We start from the raw sequence: 19651 nt of genomic DNA, 5'->3' as shown, positions 1-19651 counted from the left end.
AAAAATCTCGTCTTGTTAAGTGTCACTCATATTGGCTACCAGCGTGGCGAGCCGTACCGGGAACTTACGTATCCGCACGCCGCAGGCGTTGTAGATGGCATTCACTACCGCTGCAGAAGATCCGCAGGAGCCAAGCTCGGCAACCCCCTTGACACCAATTGGGTTCGCCTCTAGGTCAGGTTCATCAAGCATGACAATATTGATGTCTGGTATGTCGGCATGCACGGGTACGAGATATTCCGCCAGATCACCGTTCAGTACGTTGCCATAGCGGGCATCGAACTCCGCTCCCTCGTGTAGGACTGCTGACAATCCCCACGTCATCCCACCAAGCAACTGGGAGCGAGCCGTCATAGGATTCAGTATTCTGCCTGCGGCAAATACGCCAAGCATGCGGCGCACCCTAACCTCACCGGTCAATTGATGCACGGCTACTTCGACGAAATGCGCGCCGTAGGTATGGCGCGACTTCTCGTGCCAATCGGCGAGAGAGCCCTGCCCTGCAAGGCTGCCTATAGCAGTCGCACCTTCCGGGTGACGCGCAAGCACCTGGCGAGCGAAATCGGGCCCTACAGCAACTCCAGTGCTGTCGATCAGTGCGTGGCAGGCCTGATGCAGCGCGGTCGAGGTATTTGACGCCCCCCAGGAACCGCCCGAGCCACCGCCCGTCGGTAGGCGAGAGTCAGCCAACAGTACATCTACAGTGTCCGGTTCGACCCCCAGAACCTCGGCCGCAACCTGGGCCAGAATCGTATAGCTACCGGTTCCGATATCGGTCAGATCCGAACGAACCTCGACCCGGCCTTGCGGCGTCACTGCGATCTCTACTTCGGTTGCACCCTGAAAATGGGGTCGGATCGCTGCAGCTACGCCCATGCCGATCAGCCATTGGCCCTCCTTTCGTTCTCGGGGTCGTGGCAGACGGTCTACCCAGCCGAACTGTTCTGCACCGACTTGCAGGCATTCTGAAAGCTTCCGGCCAGTCAGCGGCGAACCGGACTCCGGGTCGGTATCAGTATCGTTGAGTACGCGTAGTTTGATGGGATCCATCTGCAGCGCCTCAGCAAGCTCGTCCATGGCTGCTTCGACGGCCAACAGCCCAGGCAGTTCACCAGGTGCACGTACCGTATCACCACCGGGGCGATCCAGATGAGTCGTGTAATGCCGGGTCATCCGGTTCGCACTGGTATAAAGCGACCGGGTAGCGGTGCCCGTCTGCTCCACAAAAGGATCGTTGTCGTTGGAGTAGATCAGCGCCTCATGGCCGATGGCGGTGAGCCGACCCTCCGCATCGGCACCAAACCGTACTCGTTGATGATGCCAGGGCGCGCCCCACAAAGCGTGAACATTTGCTGGCGTGTGAAACAGACCTTCACGGGTTCGCCGAGCATCCTCGATGCGATTGCGGCCCCCATAAGATCGGCGTGAACTCCCAGCTTTGAACCGAACCCACCGCCAACATAAGGTGCCGAAATCATCAGATTTTCGGGCGTCAACCCCAGCGATGTGCCAAGCGAGATCGTAATATAGTTCAATGTCTGGCAACTGGTAATCAAGTGCAGACGCTCCCCTTCCCAGTGGGCCAGGGTGGAGTGTGGCTCGATCGGCTGGGCGTAGAGCATAGGCGTCTCGTAGGTGAGATCGACCGTTGCATGTGCCCCGGCAAGGCCGGCATTGAAATCGCCGCGATCCGTTGCAGCGGGAAAGCCCGCGTTGGCAAACTCGGGCTCATTCACTGGGCTTCCTTCGCTGTAAACGAAGGCGCCGCGTTCTAGCTGGTATTCGGCCCGAACTGCTAGCGCGGCATCACGCGCCTGTTCAAAGGTCTCGGCGACCACCAGTGCCACCGGCTGGCCGAAATGGAGAATATTGTTGTCGTAAAAGATCGGCCGCCCCCGAACCGTTACGGGGCTTTCACGATCCAGAGGCGCCTGTTCGATCACATTTTCATGGGTGATGACGCGTCGAACGCCCGGCATCGCCTCGGCCGCGCCGGTATCCAGCGAGGTTATCTTCCCCTTTCCGATCGTAGATATCGCGAAAACACCGACAAGCGCTTCTCCGAGTCGTGCGTTCTCATAGGCGTAGGTGGCAGTGCCACTAACCTTAAGTGGCCCATCAATCCGGCGCATGGGCTGACCGACAATCCTCGTGTCGGTATTGAGTGTGTCGAGACGGCTCATGCTGTCTGCTCCATTGCATCGATTAGTGCCGCGTGCAGTGACCGCTCCGCGAGCTTGATCTTATAGGCGTTTTCATGGGTAGGCGTTGCACCCTCAAGGGCAATGTTAGCTGCGTCCCGCGCAACCTCTTTGGGTGTGCCCGTGCCACGTCGCTCTGCCGCCTCCACTCGCCAAGGCTTGGCGGCTAAGCCGCCGAAAGCCAGCCTTTCAATCCCAACGCTTTCCCCATCGACGCGGGCAACCAGCGCAACAGAGACGGTGGCGAAGGCGTAGCTCGCCCGTTCACGCACCTTGCGGTAAACGTGAGTGCCTCCCAAAGGGGCGGGCAACTCAACAGCGGTAATCATCTCGCCAGGCTGCAGTTCTGTTTCTATCTCTGGAGTGTCACCTGGTAGTCGGTGAAAATCAGCGATCGAAATTCGGCGCACTCCTCCAGGCCCCATAACCCGCACCACGGCATCAAGCGCCCGCATCGCTACCGCCATATCTGAGGGGTGAGTAGCGATACAGGCATCGCTAGAGCCAAGAATTGCGAGATTGGCTGACAAACCTTCCAGGGCATCGCAGCGGATCCGGGCGATCGTTTGTTGCAACGCATGGCAGTTCCGTAGAAATAGGGGCAGCGTGTCCGCTGCATGAGGTTTCCAGCGGTGGTTGCCCGGTTGCGCAATTGACCGGATGCCCCGGATACCAAAGCGCGTGTCAGTACACTATAGTCACGTCGCACTGTCGGATTTGCAGCAAGATCGGTGTTGCGCACCAGTGCGCCGATACGCAGGCTACCAGCACCTGACGGCTCAATCTGGTCCAGCCCAACACCATTAACATCAATCAGATGCTCCGGCGTCTCGATCTGCAGTTTCATCAGATCCAGCAGGTTTGTGCCGCCTGCGATGATCCGTGCACTGGGTTGGGCTGCAAGCCGTACGACGGCATCTTCTACAGAGTTAGCTCGTTCGTAGGAGAAAGGTCTCATCCTTGGCTCTCCTCGACATCAGAGATGGCAGCAATAATGTTGGGATATGCGGCACAGCGGCAAAGATTGCCGCTCATTCGCTCACGTAACTCTTCGGGTGTCGCAGTCGATGACGATGTGACATCGACTGTCACCGCACTAGGGATACCAGCCGACAGCTCGTCAAGCGTTGCGATGGCTGCCATGATCTGGCCTGGTGTGCAGTAGCCACACTGATAACCGTCCCGCTCGACGAAGGCTTTCTGCATCGGGTGCAGATCGTTGGCGGATCCGATCCCTTCAACTGTTGTGATCTCGCTCTCTTCGTGCATAACCGCAAGACTCAGGCAAGTGTACATCCTTCGCCCATCGACAATGGCGGTGCAGGCACCGCACTGGCCATGGTCACAGCCTTTCTTGGTACCTGTCAGACCAATATGCTCTCGCAGTGCATCCAGCAGTGTCGTGCGTGGGTCGAGTGTTAAATCATGAGCTTTGCTGTTCACGGTGAGCAAAATCGACATCGGTAGGGCTGGCGCTGTCTGCGCCCAAGCAGGTTTCGCGGCAAAGGCCATCCAGCTCGCCTGAGTGCTTGCGGCGATGGCAAGGCTCACCTGATTAAAACGCCGCCGCGTTATCGGTAACTGGGTTATGCCATTATCCTCGGACATCTCGCCTCCTGTAGGTAAAGTCCTAGGGCGACGCCGGCTGCGCACCCAAGTCAATCACGCGCGGTATAGGACGAACAGACACACAGACATCGTGGCTCAACAATGAGCGACAATTTGAAAAGTGGAGTCTGACGAAGGTTTGAACCGAAAGCGTAATAACAACTTATAGCGCCGGTTTAATATGTAATAGGTAAATACTGCGGCATCTTTGCACGATCCTCTTAAAGCACTTCTCTTTAATAAAAGTGCACACTATTGAAGCGTTATGAAGCCTCGCTTCTCTTTTAAGAAATCAATCAATGCACGCACCTTGGAAGGCATCTGCTCACGCGAGGGCGAATACAAGTAAAAGCCTGGGTGCCTGTGTGTCCAATCAACAAGAACCCTGACAAGGCGACCATCAGCCAAATAATCTTGAATCGCAATATCAAGATGTTGGCTCAGTCCTACGCCCTGAATTGCTGCCCGCGCCATGCCCTCATCATCATTGGTGGTGAGGTTCCCGGTCACTGATTGGGTAAAATGGTGGCCATTGTTTCCCAGCTCCTCGAAATCCCAGTCACGAACAGCTCCACTGCCCGCGTAGCGGTAGTTAATGCAATTGTGCTGCACCAAATCCGCTGGTGTCTTCGGTACGCCGTACTGCTCGAAGTAGGCAGGTGAGGCAACCACGGCCATCGACAGCGTAGGGCTAATGGGGACGGCAACGACGTGCTCTGCAAGACTGCGCCCCAGTCGAATACCCACGTCGCAGCCATCGGCGATGATGTTCGACAGTGAATCGTCCATGATCATTTCGAGCTTTATCTTCGGATAGCGCATGTAGAAATCAGCCAGATGCGGCTCCAGCAGCACCCTCGCCGCCAGGCGTGAGACATTGATTCGGATCAAGCCAGCAGGCGTGCCGCTGGAATCTCCCAGAGTTGAAACCGTCTTTTCAATCTTATTCAGTGTCGGCGTCAAAGTATCGAATAACTGCTGACCCGCCTCCGTCAACGACATATCGCGAGTCGTACGGTATAGCAGCCGCACGCCCAACTGCTTCTCCAACGCTTTGAGATTCTGCGACAGAGCGGCGCGTGATACACCCATTTCATCCGCGGCACGCGTAAAACTGCGGTGCCGAGCAATAAGAGCAAACCAAGCAAGTGATGGAAGCAGTGATGGATTCATAAGCCAATTGTAAACCTCTACTTACCACTAATGTATTTATTACAGCATTAATCATAAACAATATACAGCGTAATATTGCCTCTGTTAGTTAGCAGCCAACTAGAGAGCTAAGCGGATCACTCGGCACTTCAGTACTAATCCGAACCACTTAGTAAACACCAACCACTACTTTTGTGGAGACACACAATGCGTATGTCCACGTTAGGCAATAGCGGTTTGTTCGTATCTGAATTGTGCTTCGGCGCGATGACGTTTGGAGGCACCACCGGCATATGGGGGCAAGTCGGCAAGCTTGGCCAGGATGATGCTGATGCGCTTGTAAAATCGGCTTTCGAGGCAGGCATCAATTTCTTTGACACTGCGAACGTCTACGCCAATGGGCGCAGTGAGACGATGCTTGGTCAGTCGCTTCGCAACCTTGGCCTGCCCAGAGATGAGCTCGTCATCGCAACAAAAGTGGCCTCCGCCATGGGAGAGGGGCCGAACCAGCGCGGCACTTCTCGCCGTCATATTTTAAGCGAGTGCCAAGCAAGTATACAGCGGCTAGGGCTGGACTATATCGATCTTTACCAAATCCATGCATTCGATCCCGCCACGCCGATAGAAGAAACTCTAGATGCACTTGATTCGCTTGTTCGCGCTGGCGATGTCCGCTACATCGGACTTTCGAATTGGGCTGCATGGCAGATCATGAAAGCGCTTGGTATCAGCAGGGCCAGAGGCCTCTCCCCTATCGTCTCTCTGCAGGCTTACTACACGCTGGTAGGCCGAGACGTGGAGCGCGAGATCACCCCCATGCTGACGTCCGAGCAGGTCGGGATGATGGTATGGAGCCCCTTGGCTGGCGGCTACTTGACAGGGAAGTACTCAGGGAAGAGCAGCAACGGCGGCCGACTGAAGGAGCTGGATTTCCCACCGATTGACCGCCAGCGCGGCGAACCACTGATCGAAACGCTAACGGCTATCGCCGCTAAACATGATGCAACGCCAGGTCAGATCGCAATAGCATGGCTCCTTCACCAGCCAGTAGTGACCAGCGTCATTCTCGGCGCAAAGCGTGTCGATCAACTGGAAGAGAATATCAAAGCCACCTCTATCCAGCTGGATCCAGCCGATCTAGACCAACTCGATACAGTTAGCAAGTTGCCTAATGAGTATCCTGGATGGCTTTTGAATCAGTTGGGTGACCGACACTCCTAGACATATCTTTTCAATAACAGCCCTTAGTAATTAAGTGTTTTCACATTAATTGACTCAAAATCAGCCAGGAGTTTAAAAATGACGACTAAACAATTTCGCGTGGGAATCATCGGCGCAGACACCAAAGCGAGCTGGGCGGGAGGTTCCCACGTCCCCGCTATTCAGAAACACCCTTCACTGATCCTAGCGGCAGTGGCCACGCGGAGGGAAGCGAGCGCCAGGGCTGCAGCAGAAGCATTTGGTGCTGAACGCTGGTACGCCGATCCCTATGAACTCATTCATGATGACACTATCGATATCGTTACTATCGCTGTCAACGTACCGGCTCATAAAGCGTTAGTGCTTGCCGCCTCAAAGGCCAAGAAGGCCATATACTGCGAGTCGCCACTTGGCTCAACGTTAGCCGAAACGGAGCAAATGGCCGCGGAAGCAGGAACGCTGCATACCGCTATCGGCTTGCAGGGGCGTCAGAACCCTGCCGTCCGTCGCGCCGCTGAACTTATTGCTCTCGGTAAGCTTGGCACCATCATGTCGGCGAATGTTCGCGCCACCACGTTCGGGTATGGCCCCGAGTCGCCTAGCGTTTATGACTACTTCAACAAGGCCGCTTCTGGTGCAAGTTTTCTGACGATAACCACTGCTCATGTGCTTGATGTCATCGAAGCAGTACTGGGCAACGTCTCGGAAGTCGATGCTAGAACGGAGCTCCTCTGGCCGGAAGTTAAGCTGACCGATACTGGCGAGACATCGGTTCGAGAGATTCCCGATCACGTTGATATTATCGCTAAAACAGCGATTGGAGCTCCCGTTTCCGTGCAGGTGCTGGCTGGCGTTTCTGAAAACGATGCACACTTTGTCTTTGATATTCGGGGTTCAGAAGGCTCTCTGACGCTGACAGGCAACCACTTGGCGGGTGTACAGGTCGGTGACCTGACGCTGTCGGCAAGTGTGGCGTTCGCACCACCCGAAACACCGATTGCACTGGGTGCCATCAATGCGTCTGCCCCCAGTGTGTGGGCCTGTGCCGCTATCAATGTGGGGGAAGTATACGACAGCTTGGCCCGCGATATGGCTGAAGGTACCTTCAATACACCGGGCTTTGGGCATGCAGTTCACAATAGCCAACTGGTGGCAGCGGTCGAACGTGCGGCGCAAACAGGCGAACGGCAGCGCAACCTCAGCTGATGAGGACGGTGACGGCTACCTTGCTCGCAAACAGCGGCCGTCACCAGACGCATCAACCTTATTGCCAGCGTTTGATGCGCAGAGAAAATCTGCCTGGCAGCGTAACTGTCAGAGTATGTGCAATTAAGCTCACAGAGTGGCCGCTTGCGCTTCTCGCCACTGTCTTGGTGACATTCCCGTGTAGGCTTTAAAGGCTCGCGACAAGGCCACTTCGCTTCCATAGCCCACTTCTCCGGCAATAATCTTGATCGGCCGACCGCGCTTTAATGCCTGCTGCGCCATCCTAATACGCCACCCTTGCAAGTATTTACCAGGGGTAGTACCCACAACCTCGTTAAAGCTAGACGCAAACACGCTGCGCGACATACCTGCCCTTTCTGCCAGCGTATCCAGCGTCCACGCTTTTGTCGGCTCTTCATGTATGGCAACAAGGGCGTTGCGCAAGCGTGGATGTGAGAGGCCCGCCAGCATTCCCCCCTTCACATCGTTGTTTTCCATTAGCTGTCGCAGTATTTGAATCATCACCACCTCAAATAGGCGGTTAACCACTGCAACCCGACCGCAGTGCTGAGTAAATGCCTCTTCAAATAGCAGATCCAGAACCTGCGATGCACCGGCAATGGCGTCCAGCGGCAGACACACAACATTCGGCAAACTCGCTGCAATTGGATTCTGCGCGCCGCCCTCAAAACGTAAGCTGGCACAGGCCATGTCGGCACCCTGCTCGAGATCGGTTATGAAACGGTGCGTCATTGGGCGTGCATAGAGCAACAAACTGGGCTGCGTAATGTTCAGAGACCCATCGTGGTGTATCACCTTAACCGTTCCCCGCCGCACCAAATGCATCTGCCCCGATACTCCATCAGTTTCCAAGGTATTGGTACCGCATAGAGCCCCTGCGTGAAATACCTCAGCCGTTACCGAGAAGTGCTCCATCAGTGTCGCTAACCTATCGGCCATATGATACTCCAGATCAATTTATAGAGACTGCAGATCACCAAACGTCCAATTATAGCAGGTAAGATGCCTATCACCGGACAACACTTGTTTTCGGACTAACCACTACTTTGGAGAAACTTGGCAAAACGGACGTAAGCAGCATTCGCCCCTCTAAGGGCTCCCCGCATGCCGGTACGCAATATGCTGCAGAGTTATTTAGTGGCGGCGGCAGGCCCCTGGCAATGGGGTATTTGCGGGGCAGTAATGGTGATTTTCAGTCCCCATTGTGGTTGTTGGTGGCGGTAGGTGGAACTATGCTGTTGGTGACGCCCTTTCTCCAACCCACCCGCTTAAAGCGTTAGCTGATGCGGCCCATTCTGCTTGTCCATAACTATAGTTGCAGAAGAAACGGGTAGTACTCCAGAGGTGATACAAAATGTGATTTTTTTAAAACACAGACTAGACGACCGGTCTATTTAGTACTATATTTCATTTATGAAGACTAAAACTACACTTAAAACAACCGATATTCGTGAGAATATTCTTGCTACAGGCCAGCGAATTATGGCGGGCAAGGGCTTCTCGGCTGTTGGTTTAAACGAAATTTTAGCGACAGCCGGCGTACCTAAGGGTTCCTTCTACCATTATTTTGGTTCGAAGGATGCGTTCGGAGAGGCGCTGCTTGAGCACTATTTCGAGCATTATCTCGCTGAGCTCGACGAGACGCTTCGTCAGCCTAATAAGACGATGGCCGAACGCTTGATGTCGTATTGGCAGAACTGGGAAGAGAATCAATCCTTTTTCGATTGCCAGGGCAAATGCCTTGCGGTCAAGCTAGGAGCAGAAGTAGCCGACTTGTCGGAAACAATGCGTTTAGCACTTAAGCGCGGTACGAGGGGCATCATTGATCGTCTTGCGCAAGCTATAGAGGCTGGTATGGCAGATGGTTCGCTGTCGATTAAGGGATCTGCTCACGACAATGCAGAAAGCCTTTATCAGCTTTGGCTGGGTGCCAGCGTGATGGTAAAAATTGTGCGTACCACGCATCCTTTTGAAACAGCCATGAAAACGACTCGCCAGATTCTTCATCTTTCCGCCTGACCGGGGAGAGATGTGAAAGTACTACTCGAGAGCGTTCTCTCAGGAGTACTTTTTTTACGCCTCATTTCGAGACGACCGGTCTAATAAAAACCACCTACCAATTGGAGAAAGACATGAAAATTCTGATGGTTCTGACATCGCACGACCAGTTGGGCAACACTGGCCGCAAAACCGGTTTTTGGCTCGAAGAGCTGGCCGCACCTTATTACACGTTTAAAGAAGCTGGCGCAGAGATCGTGCTGGCATCGCCTAAGGGCGGTCAACCGCCACTCGATCCGAAAAGCAACGAGCCAGCTTTCCAAACTGATCTGACTCGGCGCTTTGAGGCAGATGCAGAGGCCCAGGCCCAACTTGCCAACACCGTGCGTCTGGATAGCGTTTCTCAAGCTGATTTCGACACCGTGTTTTACCCTGGCGGCCACGGTCCCCTTTGGGATCTCGCCGAAGATAAAAACTCAATCTCTCTGATTGAGTCGTTCCTCGCTGCCGAAAAGCCCGTTGCACTCGTTTGCCATGCGCCTGGCTTGCTTCGTCATGTAAAAGCACCAAGTGGCCGTCCGCTGGTAGAAGGCAAAAAAGTCACTGGATTCGCCAACAGCGAAGAAGCCGCTGTCGGCCTTACCGATATCGTGCCGTTTCTGGTCGAAGACGAACTCAAAGCCAAGGGTGGTATCTTTTCGAAAGGCGACGACTGGGGATCCTACGTCATCTCTGATGGCCTGCTGATCACCGGTCAAAACCCGGCGTCCTCGGCCCCAGCCGCAACCGTTCTGCTAGATAAGCTTGTCGAAAACTCAGCATCATGAGCATTTGAGGCTGACAGTGCTTGCTACTGACAGCCTCAATTCTTAAAAACCTGACACTCAGGCTTCACTCATTTCCCGGCCTATGTCACCGCATGCGAGAGCTCCCCACATGGCATTACGGAGTATCTCATTCTCAAGTACATCAGTCTTGGCGGACTTTGAGCGCCACCAGCGCTATTGAACTGTTAACTATTTTCTTGCAGGAGTCGTCAAAGTGAAGATTTTTATTGTGGGAATCACTGGTAACGTAGGGTTTCGTTTAGCACGCACCCTAAAGGAACGCGGCGACGAGGTCGATGGCCTCTATCGACAGCCAGACCAGGCTGGGATGCTCGCTAGTATTGGTGTAACCGGCACCGTCGGAGACCTAGTGAACATTGATCCGCAGCGACTGGCGGAAGCCATGCGCGGAAGTGACGCCATTGTCTTCACTGCTGGGGCTGGGGGCGCTGGTAGCGAGATGACCGAAGCCATCGACGGTAATGGGGTCACCAAATCAATTGCCGCTGCCAAGTTGGCTGGTATTAAGCGCTTTCTTCTGGTCTCGGTATTCCCCGAGGCATGGCGTGAACGGCACATGGACGAAGGCTTTGAGCACTACATCATGGTGAAGAAGCGTGCAGACATAGAGCTCTCTCAGAGTGGTCTGGACTGGATCATCCTGCGTCCATCCGCATTAAAGGATAACGCGGCGCCGGGACGATCAATCTTGGAGTTGCCCAGATCCACACCGAAGTCAGCCGTGATGATGTGGCGGTAACTCTCGCAACGCTGCTCCACACTCCCGCAGTGAGTAGAAAGATTCTTGAACTAACTGAAGGAAATGTGCCGATACCGGAAGCCGTTAACGCAATGACTAGCATTTGAAACGCATGCATCAAGGGAGCCAGCATGCTGCCCGCGTTGAAGAGCTTCACCCCGTGGATAAGAAACAACTGGCCACAAACTGAGTAGGTTGAGAACCTGCGGTGCAATGGCATCCAATGGCAGTCACACAACGTTTGGAAAACTCGCCACATTCGGATTTTGCTCGCCTCCCTCAAACCGTAAGCTTGCACAGGCCATATCGGCCCCGCGCTCGGGGTCGGTTATAAAACGGTGCATCATTGGCCGGGCATAGAGCAACAAACTGGGCTGCGTAATGCTCAGTGCCACATCGTGGTGTATCACCTTAGCCGTTCCCCGCCGCACCAAATGCATCTGCCCCGACACTCTATCAGTTTCCAAGGTATTGGTACCGCATAGAGCCCCTGCTTGAAATACCTCGGCCGTTACCGAGAAGTGCTCCATCAGTGTCGCTAACCCATCGGCCACATGATACTCCTTATCAAATTATCGAGACTATAGATCACCAATCGTCCAATTATAGCAGGCAAAATACCTATCACCGGACAACACTTGTTTTCGGATCAACCACTACTTTGGAGAAACCAGGATATGACTATCGAAAAGATTCTTTATACGGCTACTGCTTCTGCCACGGGTGGACGCGAAGGCCAAGCCACCTCTTCCGATAACGCTTTGAACGTAAAGCTTTCCACGCCCCGCGAACTTGGCGGTGCGGGTGGCGACGGCACTAACCCTGAGCAGCTTTTCGCCGCTGGCTATTCAGCCTGCTTTCTCGGCGCTCTGAAATTCGTGGCGGGCAAGCAAAAAATCACGCTTCCTGAAAGCACGTCCGTCACCGGTAATGTCGGTATTGGCCAGATACCTACCGGCTTTGGCATTCAAGCTGAGTTAACGATTGCGGCGCCAGGCGTGCCCGCCGACGTTTTACAAACGTTAGTCGATCAGGCCCACATCGTCTGCCCATATTCCAATGCCACGCGCAATAACATCGACGTCACGCTGACCATCAGTCAATAAACACCACCACGACTCAACCGCGAGAACAGGAAACGATGTCATGAAAAAACTTAATCGCACATTGACCGCTACCCTGCTGGCACTGGGTCTTCAAGTTGGCTCAAACGCGTACGCTACAGATGCCACAGAAGCCTTCAGCACCGAACAAACTGCCAGTACCATCATGACCACTGATGGTGTGGAACTGTATTACAAAGACTGGGGGCCTAAAGATGGCCCAGTGGCCACCTTCAGTCATGGCTGGCCGCTGAATTCTGACAGCTGGGAGTCACAAATGATTTTTCTAGCCTCCCAAGGCTATCGCGTGATCGCCCATGACCGCCGCGGCCACGGACGTTCCAGTCAACCTTGGGAAGGCAATGATATGGATCATTATGCCGATGACTTGGCCACGGTCATCAACACCCTTGACCTGAACAATGTCACCCTCGTCGGTTTCTCGACTGGCGGAGGAGAAGTGGCTCGCTACATTGGTCGTCACGGAACAGATCGCGTTGCTAAAGCCGTTTTGGTCTCCGCGGTGCCTCCTCTGATGCTGCAAACGCCTGACAACCCTAATGGGTTGCCTATCGACGTGTTCGATGGCATCCGGGAAGCGTCTCTAAACAATCGCTCCCAGCTATACCTGGATATTGCCTCAGGGCCCTTCTTTGGCTTTAACCGCCCAGGTGCGGAACCCAACCAAGGGCTGATCCAGTCATTCTGGGCGCAAGGAATGCAAAGCGGTCATAAGAATACCTATGACTCCATCGCTGCCTTCTCGGCCACTGATTTCCGTGAAGACTTGGCGGCATTCGATATTCCCACCCTGGTTATCCATGGTGACGACGACCAAATCGTACCTATAGATATCTCGGGGCAAGCGTCTGCGGCATTGGTAGAAGGCGCGGAATTGATCGTGTACGAGGGTGCACCTCACGGTTTAACCGATACGCACAAAGATCGGCTCAACCAGGATCTGCTCAATTTTCTTCAACGCTAATTGCCTTTCACCCTGATCGCTATCCATTGGCCCACTGCCATGCCGTGGGCCAACTTGCACAACTCACGACAAAGTAGCTTATTTCTTGCATAGCAACATATTCACGTTTCATTGAAAAGGAGTGTTAACTATGGTGCTCACTGACTATCTATTATTCGCAATGATTGCTGCGATGCAAGTTGGCTCGCCTGGGCCCTCAACAATTCTTTTGGTTAACAATGCGCTGGTACACGGCCCAAGCCGCGCCATCTTAATACTGACCGGCGATTTAGTGGCTATTGCCGGGCTTGCGGCTTGCTCACTCCTGGGAGTCGGGGCGTTACTGGAGGCAAATCCAACGGTGTTTATGGTCGTCAAAGTTGTCGGTGCTGTTTATCTTTTATGGCTAGGTATGCAGCAATTTCGTATGGCACAAGCGGTTCCTACACCTAGCGGCCAGCCTACAACATTGCAAAGCGTATCCGTCCTTTGGCGACAATCGTTTATGGTTGGGCTCAGCAACCCCAAGGCGATTCTCTTTTTCTCCTCGCTGTTGCCGCAATTTATCAGCTCCCAACAGGATTCGCACATCGCGACACTACTTCCACTCATCCTATTATTTGTGTTTATTAAACTGATCGTTTCAAGCGCTTACGCATTAGCCGCCCAAACAGTGATCACGAAACTGGCGAAACCAGGTGCCGCTGTTTGGGGTAAGCGCGCTGCTGGAGGAGTACTCATGCTGTTTGGCATCTTCATGGCTATCAACGCTTTTTACTAAGTACCCCTGTGTTGGAAAAAAGCTGCTTCCAACACAGATAGCACCAGTCTTCCCGAGTGAGCCGCTGGTCGGACGTTGCACAGTAAAACTTTCTCCTTGGGGGCAGATATGCCCTCCGGGAACGAAGGCAATTATCTTGTCAGATTAGCGCTGAACACTTATGGAGACTTAATAGCCAGTAGAGTAGATAAGCTCGTATGTTACAACTTACCCTCACTAACTACCGAAACTGAGCACATCTGCTGAATAGAGGGGAGCAAGAACTCATTTTGAAATGCTTGAGTTATAAAGCGCTAGGTAGCTTCTACAGGTGCAACTGTTTTCCCAAAATATTCCCAATATTTTACCAACCAACAAAAAACCGCCGATTGGTTTTCCCCAAATCGGCGGTTTTTAATAATTTTTGGTCGGAGCGACAGGATTCGAACCTGCGACCTTTGCAACCCCATTGCAACGCGCTACCAAGCTGCGCCACGCTCCGCTGTCTTTATTGGCCGCTACATCTTTTCCTCAAGACGGTGCGTATACTAGCGGTTTCTTGCATAAATGAAAAGCCCTTATAGCGCTTTCTTTTCAAGTATTTGTCACACACTGCCATAACGCTCATCGCCCTTTATGGCTTGCGTTGGTCTGCCTCAAGCAATAAATAGGCCATGGCATCATATACACCGGGGGCAGTTACGATTAAATGATCAGGGTAAATATCCTCTGGCACCGCTGAAGGCACTGGATATAGGTGCCCTACTCGTGCGCCGGCTTCCCGAGCAATAACCCAGCCTGCAACAAAATCCCAGGGCGAGACACTTTCGTAATAAGCATCCAGGCGGCCGCAGGCGACATCGCACAAATCGAGCGCTGCTGCGCCATTGCGACGAACGTCCTGGCACTCAAATAACACGGCTTCCAACCGCTTCAAAAGCTGCTTACGCTCCTCTTTACGATATGGGAACCCTGTGCCGACCAAGGTGTGCGCCAGTGAATCTGCACTGCTGGGCTGTATGGATTTACCATTACAATAAGCTCCGGTGCCCTCAGCAGCACTAAAGGTCTCACCCAAAAACGGCGCATGCACAACGCCCACCTTGGCGACGCCCGCTTCCATCCAGCCAATGGAGACCGCTACATGGCGAAGCCCTTGAGCGAAATTAACCGTGCCATCGATGGGATCCACCACCCACAGTTTTGGCGCCGTTTCATGCAAAGTGCTCTCGGGGGCGAGCTCTTCACTCAGCCGCGCTTCTCCAGGGAAGTGCTCCTCCAGGCGCTGACTAATCAACTTGTCCACAGCCACATCCACATCGGTGACCAGTTCGTTATCCTTTTTTAAGCGCTGGGCAAAATCCTGCTGCTCCCGCGCCTTGATTATCATCTGCCCCGCTTCTTCAGCAATAGCGATAGTAATTTCAAGACGCGCGGCTAGTGTATGGTCGCTCATTGAATCTCCCTTTAGAACGCGATGATGCTATGAGTCTCTACCATAAGCCGCCGAGATGTAATTTTCGAGTCAAACCGACTTCCAGCGGTAGTGGTTAGCGCAATGCGTCTACCAAAACATCCACAACGATGCGCGTGGCTGCTTCGATTAACACCACATCAGCGCCAACACGCTCCCACTCATAGCCTGGGTAGTTGGGCAACTGAGACGCTAGCTGGCCATCAAAACGCTTGGCGATACCTGGAGGCAAGGGTTTGCCACGCTCAAGATTGCGTTGAATACCTGGCGGTAACGCTTCGGCTCGCGGTGCATCATGTCGGCGCAGTAACTGGCGTAGTTCGCGTTCGTTGATGCGCGGTAAATCAACCCGCTCATCCTGGGAGTGACCATGTCGATTAGATTCATGTTGCTGGGGCTGGCCCTTATCACGGGCACCGTGGGCCGGAGCATGGGCAGGTTGGGCAAAGGCTGCATTATTAAGCAGCAATGCGCCAAGCGCGCTTATAGCAATCAGTTTGATGGGGTTCACTGTAAGCTCCTCGCTTAAGGTCAGAGCTTACAGTGTAAAGAACAAATGCGTAGGGAATGAGGAAATAAAAAAGCCGCTTCGATGAGCGGCTGAAAATAGCATTAAATCATTCAAGTTTATTCACTGGGGGGAGCGTCTTGGCAGCCACGCGGACGGATATTAGTTTTAATAGTGGCGAAACAATCCCAATTTCCATCATTGTCACGAACTACTCGCATTGTATTAGAATCATTTCCTCCAAAACTGCCAAACGTATAAATAATGCTAGGGGTGTTGCCACCGATATTTGCGTAAGAGACTTCATTCCCACCAGATACAGAATCTTGATCAAAACCTACGTATTTCTCAAAGGCATCAGCACCAGTGAATTCCTCAGAAGGGTCAATTCCTGACGCTATTGCTGCATCAAAACCGGTTTGCAGTGATTTTAAAGTGGTGTAGGCAGAGGTTGCTTCAGCTCGCTGAATATAGGACTGGTACTGCGGCACCGCTACAGCCGACAGAACGCCAATAATAGCGATAACAATTAGCAGCTCAATCAGCGTAAAACCGCCTTGCTTGGTGTTCTGTGTATTAGGTTGTGCAGCACTCTGCATAAAGGCATCTCCTGCGGGGGGAAGGGCAAGCCTTTGTAAGGACAGTAATTCCTTAAAAAGAATTAGCAAATATTAAAATTACACTAGCTTACGCGATCTGTTTTTACAACACGCTCTATTAACGTTATCGGCCCAGGCGGCTACCACTTTAGCGGATTGGGATCACCAGCCATTTAATGCCTGTAAACGCTAGTTTATGGTACAAGTAATACGCCTAAAACGATGTAAAACAGGTTTTTGAATGAGCCAGCCCCCTTTTGAGTCGACGTTAAGCCACGCCGCCGCGCGTGGTGGCCTGCGCGGCATCGCCCAGCGCTTGGTTAAGCACGGCTTGTTGACCGATGCCCAAGCCGCCACGGCGGAAACCACCGCGTCGAACCTGGGAATATCGTTACTTCAGCATGTGATCGAAAGTGGCCTGGTCGACCCTAACAAAGCGACACTGGCGGCTGGCTGGGAGTATGGGCTGCCGGTCATAGATCTAGAAGCAGTTCGTCTGTCCGCGCTGCCTCCCGCTTCTGACTACCCTATCAAAGTGCTGCAAAGCCTTAACGTTCTGCCATTAGCCCGTCATGGCCATCGCCTAACGGTTGCGGTTCCCTACCCCGCCACTTTGACGCAACTGGATGAGTTGCAATTTGCGACCGGCCTGAGTGTGGAAGGTATCCTCGCTCCCGTTGATCAAATCACAGTCGCACTCAATAGCTACCTTGCTCAAAACGGGCGTAGCATGCTTGATCAGCTGGATGAGTTAGATGATGCGGTGAATTCACTGAGCGTTGTGCAGAACAACGATGGTGACGAAGTTCCTCTGGAAGAGTCCTCTCAAAATAGTGAAGACGCGCCTATTGTTAAGTTCGTCAACAAAATACTCTTAGACGCGATTCGCCGGGGCGCCTCTGATATCCATTTTGAGCCTTACGAAACCCTCTACCGGGTACGCTTTCGTATTGATGGAATTCTCATAGAAGTCGCGCGACCACCCTTTGCCATGCGCAATCGCATCGCAGCCCGCCTAAAAATTATGGCCCGACTGGATATATCGGAACGTCGCTTACCCCAGGATGGCTCGATAAAGTTAAAGCTTTCACGCACCCGCTCTCTCGATTTCCGGGTTAACTCACTGCCAACAGTCTATGGCGAAAAGTTAGTGCTGCGAATATTAGATCCGGCCGCAGCGCAACTGGGTATTGAGCAACTGGGTTTTACCGACGAACAACGGGGCCATTATGAACATGCGTTAAAACAACCCCAGGGCATGATTTTGGTCACCGGTCCTACCGGCAGTGGTAAAACTGTTTCGTTATATACCGGCATTAATATCCTTAATAAAGTGGAACGTAATATTTGTACCGCTGAAGATCCGGTTGAGATCAAAGTCGCCGGTATCAATCAAGTGAACGTATTACCTAAGATCGGCCTCGATTTTGCCAGTGCACTAAGGGCGTTTTTACGCCAAGACCCGGATGTGGTCATGGTAGGCGAAATTCGTGATCTTGAAACCGCCGAAATTGCCGTTAAAGCAGCCCAGACAGGCCACCTGGTGCTCTCTACGGTGCATACCAACTCGGCAGCCGAAACGCTAACTCGACTGGCGAATATGGGCGTCTCTTCGTTTAACATCGCCAGCGCCGTTAGTTTGATTATTGCCCAGCGGCTGGCCCGCAAACTGTGTCAACACTGCAAAGAGCCCATTGACATTCCCCATGAGGCACTGCGCAAAGAGGGCTTTAGCAGCGAAGAAATCCATCAGGCGACTATCTACAGGTCGGTAGGTTGCAAGCAGTGTACCCACGGCTATAAAGGGCGAATTGGCATTTATGAGGTAGTGCCGATTACCGAAGCGATGCGTCAGTTGATTATGCGCGATGCTAACGCATTAGATATCGATCAGCAGAGGCGCGAGGAGGGCTACCCAAGCCTGCACCGCAGTGGGCTACTGAAAGTCATGCAGGGTATTACCAGCCTGGAAGAGGTTAACCGAGTGAGCAAGGAGTAAGGCATGGCTAAAACGGCACGTCGACGCCAAACGCCCGCCACCAAGCTAGCGCGCTGGAAATGGAGTGGTAAAGGCCCACAGGATAGAGCGCTAAGCGGTGAGATGATTGGCCGCAGTAAAGCCGAAGTAGCCGCTGAACTCACCAAGCAGCATATCGTTATCGGCCGGATTAGTAAAAAAGGCAACCTCGGCGGCAGCGGCCGCATTAATCCCAACGATGTCATGGTCTTTGCACGTCAAATGGCCACCATGATTCGTGCTGGCATCCCGTTGCTGCAAGCGCTTCAAGTAGTGGCAGAGAGCCTCAAGAAACCGGCTATGGTTGCCCTTGTTCAGCATATGATGAGCGATGTATCGTCAGGTGCCAGCTTCTCAGATGCATTGAACCGTCACCCCAAACACTTTGATCGACTGTTTGTTAACCTCGTCAGTGCTGGTGAGCAGTCCGGTGCGTTGGATCAAATGCTCGATCGTATTGCGACCTACAAAGAGAAGGTTGAGTCGCTGAAAGCGCGGGTTAAGAAAGCTCTTTGGTACCCCACCGCCGTTATGACGATTGGCATTGCAGTAACCATGTTGCTGTTAATTAAAGTGGTGCCTGAATTTGAAAGCATGTTCCAAAGCTTTGGCGCTGAACTCCCTGCATTAACCCAACTGACCGTGAACTTATCCGAGCTTGCCCAGCGTTATTGGCTAGCCGCGCTCGGCGCAGTGATAGCTGCCGTGCTTTTGCTTAAAATAAGCATTCAACGCTCGCCAAGCGTTGCTTACCGTATGCACGCACTGCTGCTTCGCTTGCCGGTTCTTGGCGATATTATGCATAAATCTGCAATGGCTCGTTTGTCGCGTACATTAGCGACCACCTTTTCCTCGGGTGTACCACTTGTTGAAGGCTTAGACACCGCAGCCGGTGCCACAGGCAATAAAGTGTACGAACGCGCAGTGGTACAAACGCGCAAGGACGTCGCCACCGGGCAACAGCTACACTTCGCCATGCGTATGACCAACCGTTTCCCCCCTTTAGCGATTCAAATGGTCAGCATTGGTGAAGAGGCAGGGTCGCTTGATGCCATGCTCAATCGCGTGGCTGATTACTATGAAGAGGAAGTCGATAATAAGGTCGATGCCCTCACTTCGCTGATGGAACCGATTATTATCGTGGTACTGGGCGTGCTGGTCGGCGGCGTGGTGGTCTCTATGTACTTGCCCATCTTCGACTTGGGCTCTGCCCTCTAAGCGTCACATGCTTAAACAACGCTAATTTCAAGAAG

19 protein-coding genes, 1 tRNA gene and 1 pseudogene are annotated in these 19651 nt (G+C 53.1%); 10 read left to right on the top strand and 11 right to left on the bottom strand.

Annotated features, from left to right (window positions below):
• Window positions 1–18: 18 nt before the first annotated feature.
• The 5 genes and pseudogenes from OM794_RS23360 to OM794_RS09935 form a co-directional block, all read right to left on the bottom strand.
• A pseudogene (locus tag OM794_RS23360) lies at window positions 19–2087 on the bottom strand (xanthine dehydrogenase family protein molybdopterin-binding subunit); the annotation flags it as partial.
• Between the two features lie 92 nt (window positions 2088–2179).
• The gene (locus tag OM794_RS23265; RefSeq protein WP_320442904.1) at window positions 2180–2776 is read right to left on the bottom strand and encodes an FAD binding domain-containing protein; all 597 of its coding nucleotides are present in this window, start codon (window positions 2774–2776) and stop codon (window positions 2180–2182) included.
• Window positions 2659–3159, bottom strand: coding sequence for an FAD binding domain-containing protein (locus OM794_RS23260; protein ID WP_320442903.1), 501 nt, complete (start codon window positions 3157–3159; stop codon window positions 2659–2661). Before OM794_RS23260 ends, OM794_RS23265 begins: the two co-directional genes overlap by 118 nt.
• Window positions 3156–3809, bottom strand: a complete 654-nt coding sequence (locus OM794_RS09940) for a 2Fe-2S iron-sulfur cluster-binding protein (RefSeq protein WP_226249411.1) — start codon at window positions 3807–3809, stop codon at window positions 3156–3158. Before OM794_RS09940 ends, OM794_RS23260 begins: the two co-directional genes overlap by 4 nt.
• A gap of 252 nt (window positions 3810–4061) precedes the next feature.
• Window positions 4062–4982, bottom strand: a complete 921-nt coding sequence (locus tag OM794_RS09935) for a LysR family transcriptional regulator (RefSeq protein WP_226249412.1) — start codon at window positions 4980–4982, stop codon at window positions 4062–4064.
• A gap of 186 nt (window positions 4983–5168) precedes the next feature.
• Between OM794_RS09935 and OM794_RS09930 the strand changes: the two genes are divergently transcribed.
• Both OM794_RS09930 and OM794_RS09925 read left to right on the top strand, forming a co-directional pair.
• The gene (locus OM794_RS09930) at window positions 5169–6182 is read left to right on the top strand and encodes an aldo/keto reductase (RefSeq protein ID WP_226249413.1); all 1014 of its coding nucleotides are present in this window, start codon (window positions 5169–5171) and stop codon (window positions 6180–6182) included.
• Window positions 6183–6260: 78 nt separating this feature from the next.
• Entirely contained in the window at window positions 6261–7367 is a 1107-nt protein-coding gene (locus OM794_RS09925) for a Gfo/Idh/MocA family protein (protein WP_226249414.1), read from the top strand.
• Between the two features lie 129 nt (window positions 7368–7496).
• On the opposite strand, the gene OM794_RS09920 is transcribed toward OM794_RS09925, so the two are convergent.
• Entirely contained in the window at window positions 7497–8327 is an 831-nt protein-coding gene (locus tag OM794_RS09920; RefSeq protein ID WP_226249415.1) for an AraC family transcriptional regulator, read from the bottom strand.
• 474 nt (window positions 8328–8801) lie between these two features.
• Here OM794_RS09920 and OM794_RS09915 point away from each other — a divergent pair, with 474 nt between their 5' ends.
• The 3 genes from OM794_RS09915 (at window position 8802) to OM794_RS09905 (ending at window position 10973) form a co-directional block, all read left to right on the top strand.
• Entirely contained in the window at window positions 8802–9407 is a 606-nt protein-coding gene (locus tag OM794_RS09915; protein WP_226249416.1) for a TetR/AcrR family transcriptional regulator, read from the top strand.
• A gap of 113 nt (window positions 9408–9520) precedes the next feature.
• Window positions 9521–10213 carry a type 1 glutamine amidotransferase domain-containing protein gene (locus tag OM794_RS09910; RefSeq protein ID WP_226249417.1) on the top strand — a complete coding sequence of 231 codons (693 nt, stop codon included), beginning with the start codon at window positions 9521–9523 and terminating at the stop codon, window positions 10211–10213.
• 214 nt (window positions 10214–10427) lie between these two features.
• Window positions 10428–10973 (top strand): NAD(P)H-binding protein, encoded by a 546-nt coding sequence (locus OM794_RS09905; protein WP_265154551.1) that lies wholly within the window; start codon window positions 10428–10430, stop codon window positions 10971–10973.
• Window positions 10974–11203: 230 nt separating this feature from the next.
• On the opposite strand, the gene OM794_RS09900 is transcribed toward OM794_RS09905, so the two are convergent.
• A complete protein-coding gene (locus OM794_RS09900) occupies window positions 11204–11527 on the bottom strand; it encodes a cupin domain-containing protein (protein WP_226249419.1) in 324 nt (107 codons plus the stop codon).
• Between the two features lie 123 nt (window positions 11528–11650).
• Between OM794_RS09900 and OM794_RS09895 the strand changes: the two genes are divergently transcribed.
• From OM794_RS09895 to OM794_RS09885, 3 genes are all read left to right on the top strand, one after another.
• The gene (locus OM794_RS09895; RefSeq protein WP_226249420.1) at window positions 11651–12079 is read left to right on the top strand and encodes an organic hydroperoxide resistance protein; all 429 of its coding nucleotides are present in this window, start codon (window positions 11651–11653) and stop codon (window positions 12077–12079) included.
• Between the two features lie 163 nt (window positions 12080–12242).
• The gene (locus tag OM794_RS09890; RefSeq protein ID WP_226249610.1) at window positions 12243–13061 is read left to right on the top strand and encodes an alpha/beta fold hydrolase; all 819 of its coding nucleotides are present in this window, start codon (window positions 12243–12245) and stop codon (window positions 13059–13061) included.
• A 130-nt stretch (window positions 13062–13191) separates the two neighbouring features.
• Window positions 13192–13821 (top strand): LysE family translocator, encoded by a 630-nt coding sequence (locus OM794_RS09885; protein WP_226249421.1) that lies wholly within the window; start codon window positions 13192–13194, stop codon window positions 13819–13821.
• A gap of 404 nt (window positions 13822–14225) precedes the next feature.
• On the opposite strand, the gene OM794_RS09880 is transcribed toward OM794_RS09885, so the two are convergent.
• The 4 genes from OM794_RS09880 to OM794_RS09865 all read right to left on the bottom strand — a co-directional run bounded on the left by OM794_RS09880 (window position 14226) and on the right by OM794_RS09865 (window position 16381).
• A tRNA-Pro gene (locus tag OM794_RS09880) sits at window positions 14226–14302 on the bottom strand.
• A 132-nt stretch (window positions 14303–14434) separates the two neighbouring features.
• Window positions 14435–15256 (bottom strand): inositol monophosphatase family protein, encoded by an 822-nt coding sequence (locus OM794_RS09875; protein WP_226249422.1) that lies wholly within the window; start codon window positions 15254–15256, stop codon window positions 14435–14437.
• A gap of 94 nt (window positions 15257–15350) precedes the next feature.
• Window positions 15351–15785: an anti-virulence regulator CigR family protein gene (locus OM794_RS09870; RefSeq protein WP_226249423.1), complete on the bottom strand. Its 435-nt coding sequence runs from the start codon at window positions 15783–15785 to the stop codon at window positions 15351–15353.
• Between the two features lie 116 nt (window positions 15786–15901).
• Window positions 15902–16381 (bottom strand): pilin, encoded by a 480-nt coding sequence (locus tag OM794_RS09865; protein ID WP_319001073.1) that lies wholly within the window; start codon window positions 16379–16381, stop codon window positions 15902–15904.
• A gap of 241 nt (window positions 16382–16622) precedes the next feature.
• Between OM794_RS09865 and pilB the strand changes: the two genes are divergently transcribed.
• Both pilB and OM794_RS09850 read left to right on the top strand, forming a co-directional pair.
• On the top strand, window positions 16623–18380 hold the full coding sequence (pilB, locus tag OM794_RS09855) for a type IV-A pilus assembly ATPase PilB (protein WP_226249424.1): 1758 nt from the start codon (window positions 16623–16625) through the stop codon (window positions 18378–18380).
• A 3-nt stretch (window positions 18381–18383) separates the two neighbouring features.
• On the top strand, window positions 18384–19616 hold the full coding sequence (locus OM794_RS09850; protein ID WP_226249425.1) for a type II secretion system F family protein: 1233 nt from the start codon (window positions 18384–18386) through the stop codon (window positions 19614–19616).
• Window positions 19617–19651: the final 35 nt, after the last annotated feature.

The organism is Halomonas sp. BDJS001, assembly GCF_026104355.1.
Taxonomy (GTDB): domain Bacteria; phylum Pseudomonadota; class Gammaproteobacteria; order Pseudomonadales; family Halomonadaceae; genus Vreelandella.
This window is presented reverse-complemented; position numbering and strand designations above follow the sequence as displayed.

Coding starts and splice junctions, on each gene's coding strand:
- OM794_RS09890 (WP_226249610.1), top strand. CDS start 12,243: ATGACCACTGATGGTGTGGAACTGTATTACAAAGACTGGGGGCCTAAA.
- OM794_RS09885 (WP_226249421.1), top strand. CDS start 13,192: ATGGTGCTCACTGACTATCTATTATTCGCAATGATTGCTGCGATGCAA.
- OM794_RS09935 (WP_226249412.1), bottom strand. CDS start 4,982: ATGAATCCATCACTGCTTCCATCACTTGCTTGGTTTGCTCTTATTGCT.
- OM794_RS09910 (WP_226249417.1), top strand. CDS start 9,521: ATGAAAATTCTGATGGTTCTGACATCGCACGACCAGTTGGGCAACACT.
- OM794_RS09920 (WP_226249415.1), bottom strand. CDS start 8,327: ATGGCCGATAGGTTAGCGACACTGATGGAGCACTTCTCGGTAACGGCT.
- OM794_RS09895 (WP_226249420.1), top strand. CDS start 11,651: ATGACTATCGAAAAGATTCTTTATACGGCTACTGCTTCTGCCACGGGT.
- OM794_RS09940 (WP_226249411.1), bottom strand. CDS start 3,809: ATGTCCGAGGATAATGGCATAACCCAGTTACCGATAACGCGGCGGCGT.
- OM794_RS09930 (WP_226249413.1), top strand. CDS start 5,169: ATGCGTATGTCCACGTTAGGCAATAGCGGTTTGTTCGTATCTGAATTG.
- OM794_RS09915 (WP_226249416.1), top strand. CDS start 8,802: ATGAAGACTAAAACTACACTTAAAACAACCGATATTCGTGAGAATATT.
- OM794_RS23260 (WP_320442903.1), bottom strand. CDS start 3,159: ATGAGACCTTTCTCCTACGAACGAGCTAACTCTGTAGAAGATGCCGTC.
- OM794_RS09865 (WP_319001073.1), bottom strand. CDS start 16,381: ATGCAGAGTGCTGCACAACCTAATACACAGAACACCAAGCAAGGCGGT.
- OM794_RS09875 (WP_226249422.1), bottom strand. CDS start 15,256: ATGAGCGACCATACACTAGCCGCGCGTCTTGAAATTACTATCGCTATT.
- OM794_RS09925 (WP_226249414.1), top strand. CDS start 6,261: ATGACGACTAAACAATTTCGCGTGGGAATCATCGGCGCAGACACCAAA.
- pilB (WP_226249424.1), top strand. CDS start 16,623: ATGAGCCAGCCCCCTTTTGAGTCGACGTTAAGCCACGCCGCCGCGCGT.
- OM794_RS09850 (WP_226249425.1), top strand. CDS start 18,384: ATGGCTAAAACGGCACGTCGACGCCAAACGCCCGCCACCAAGCTAGCG.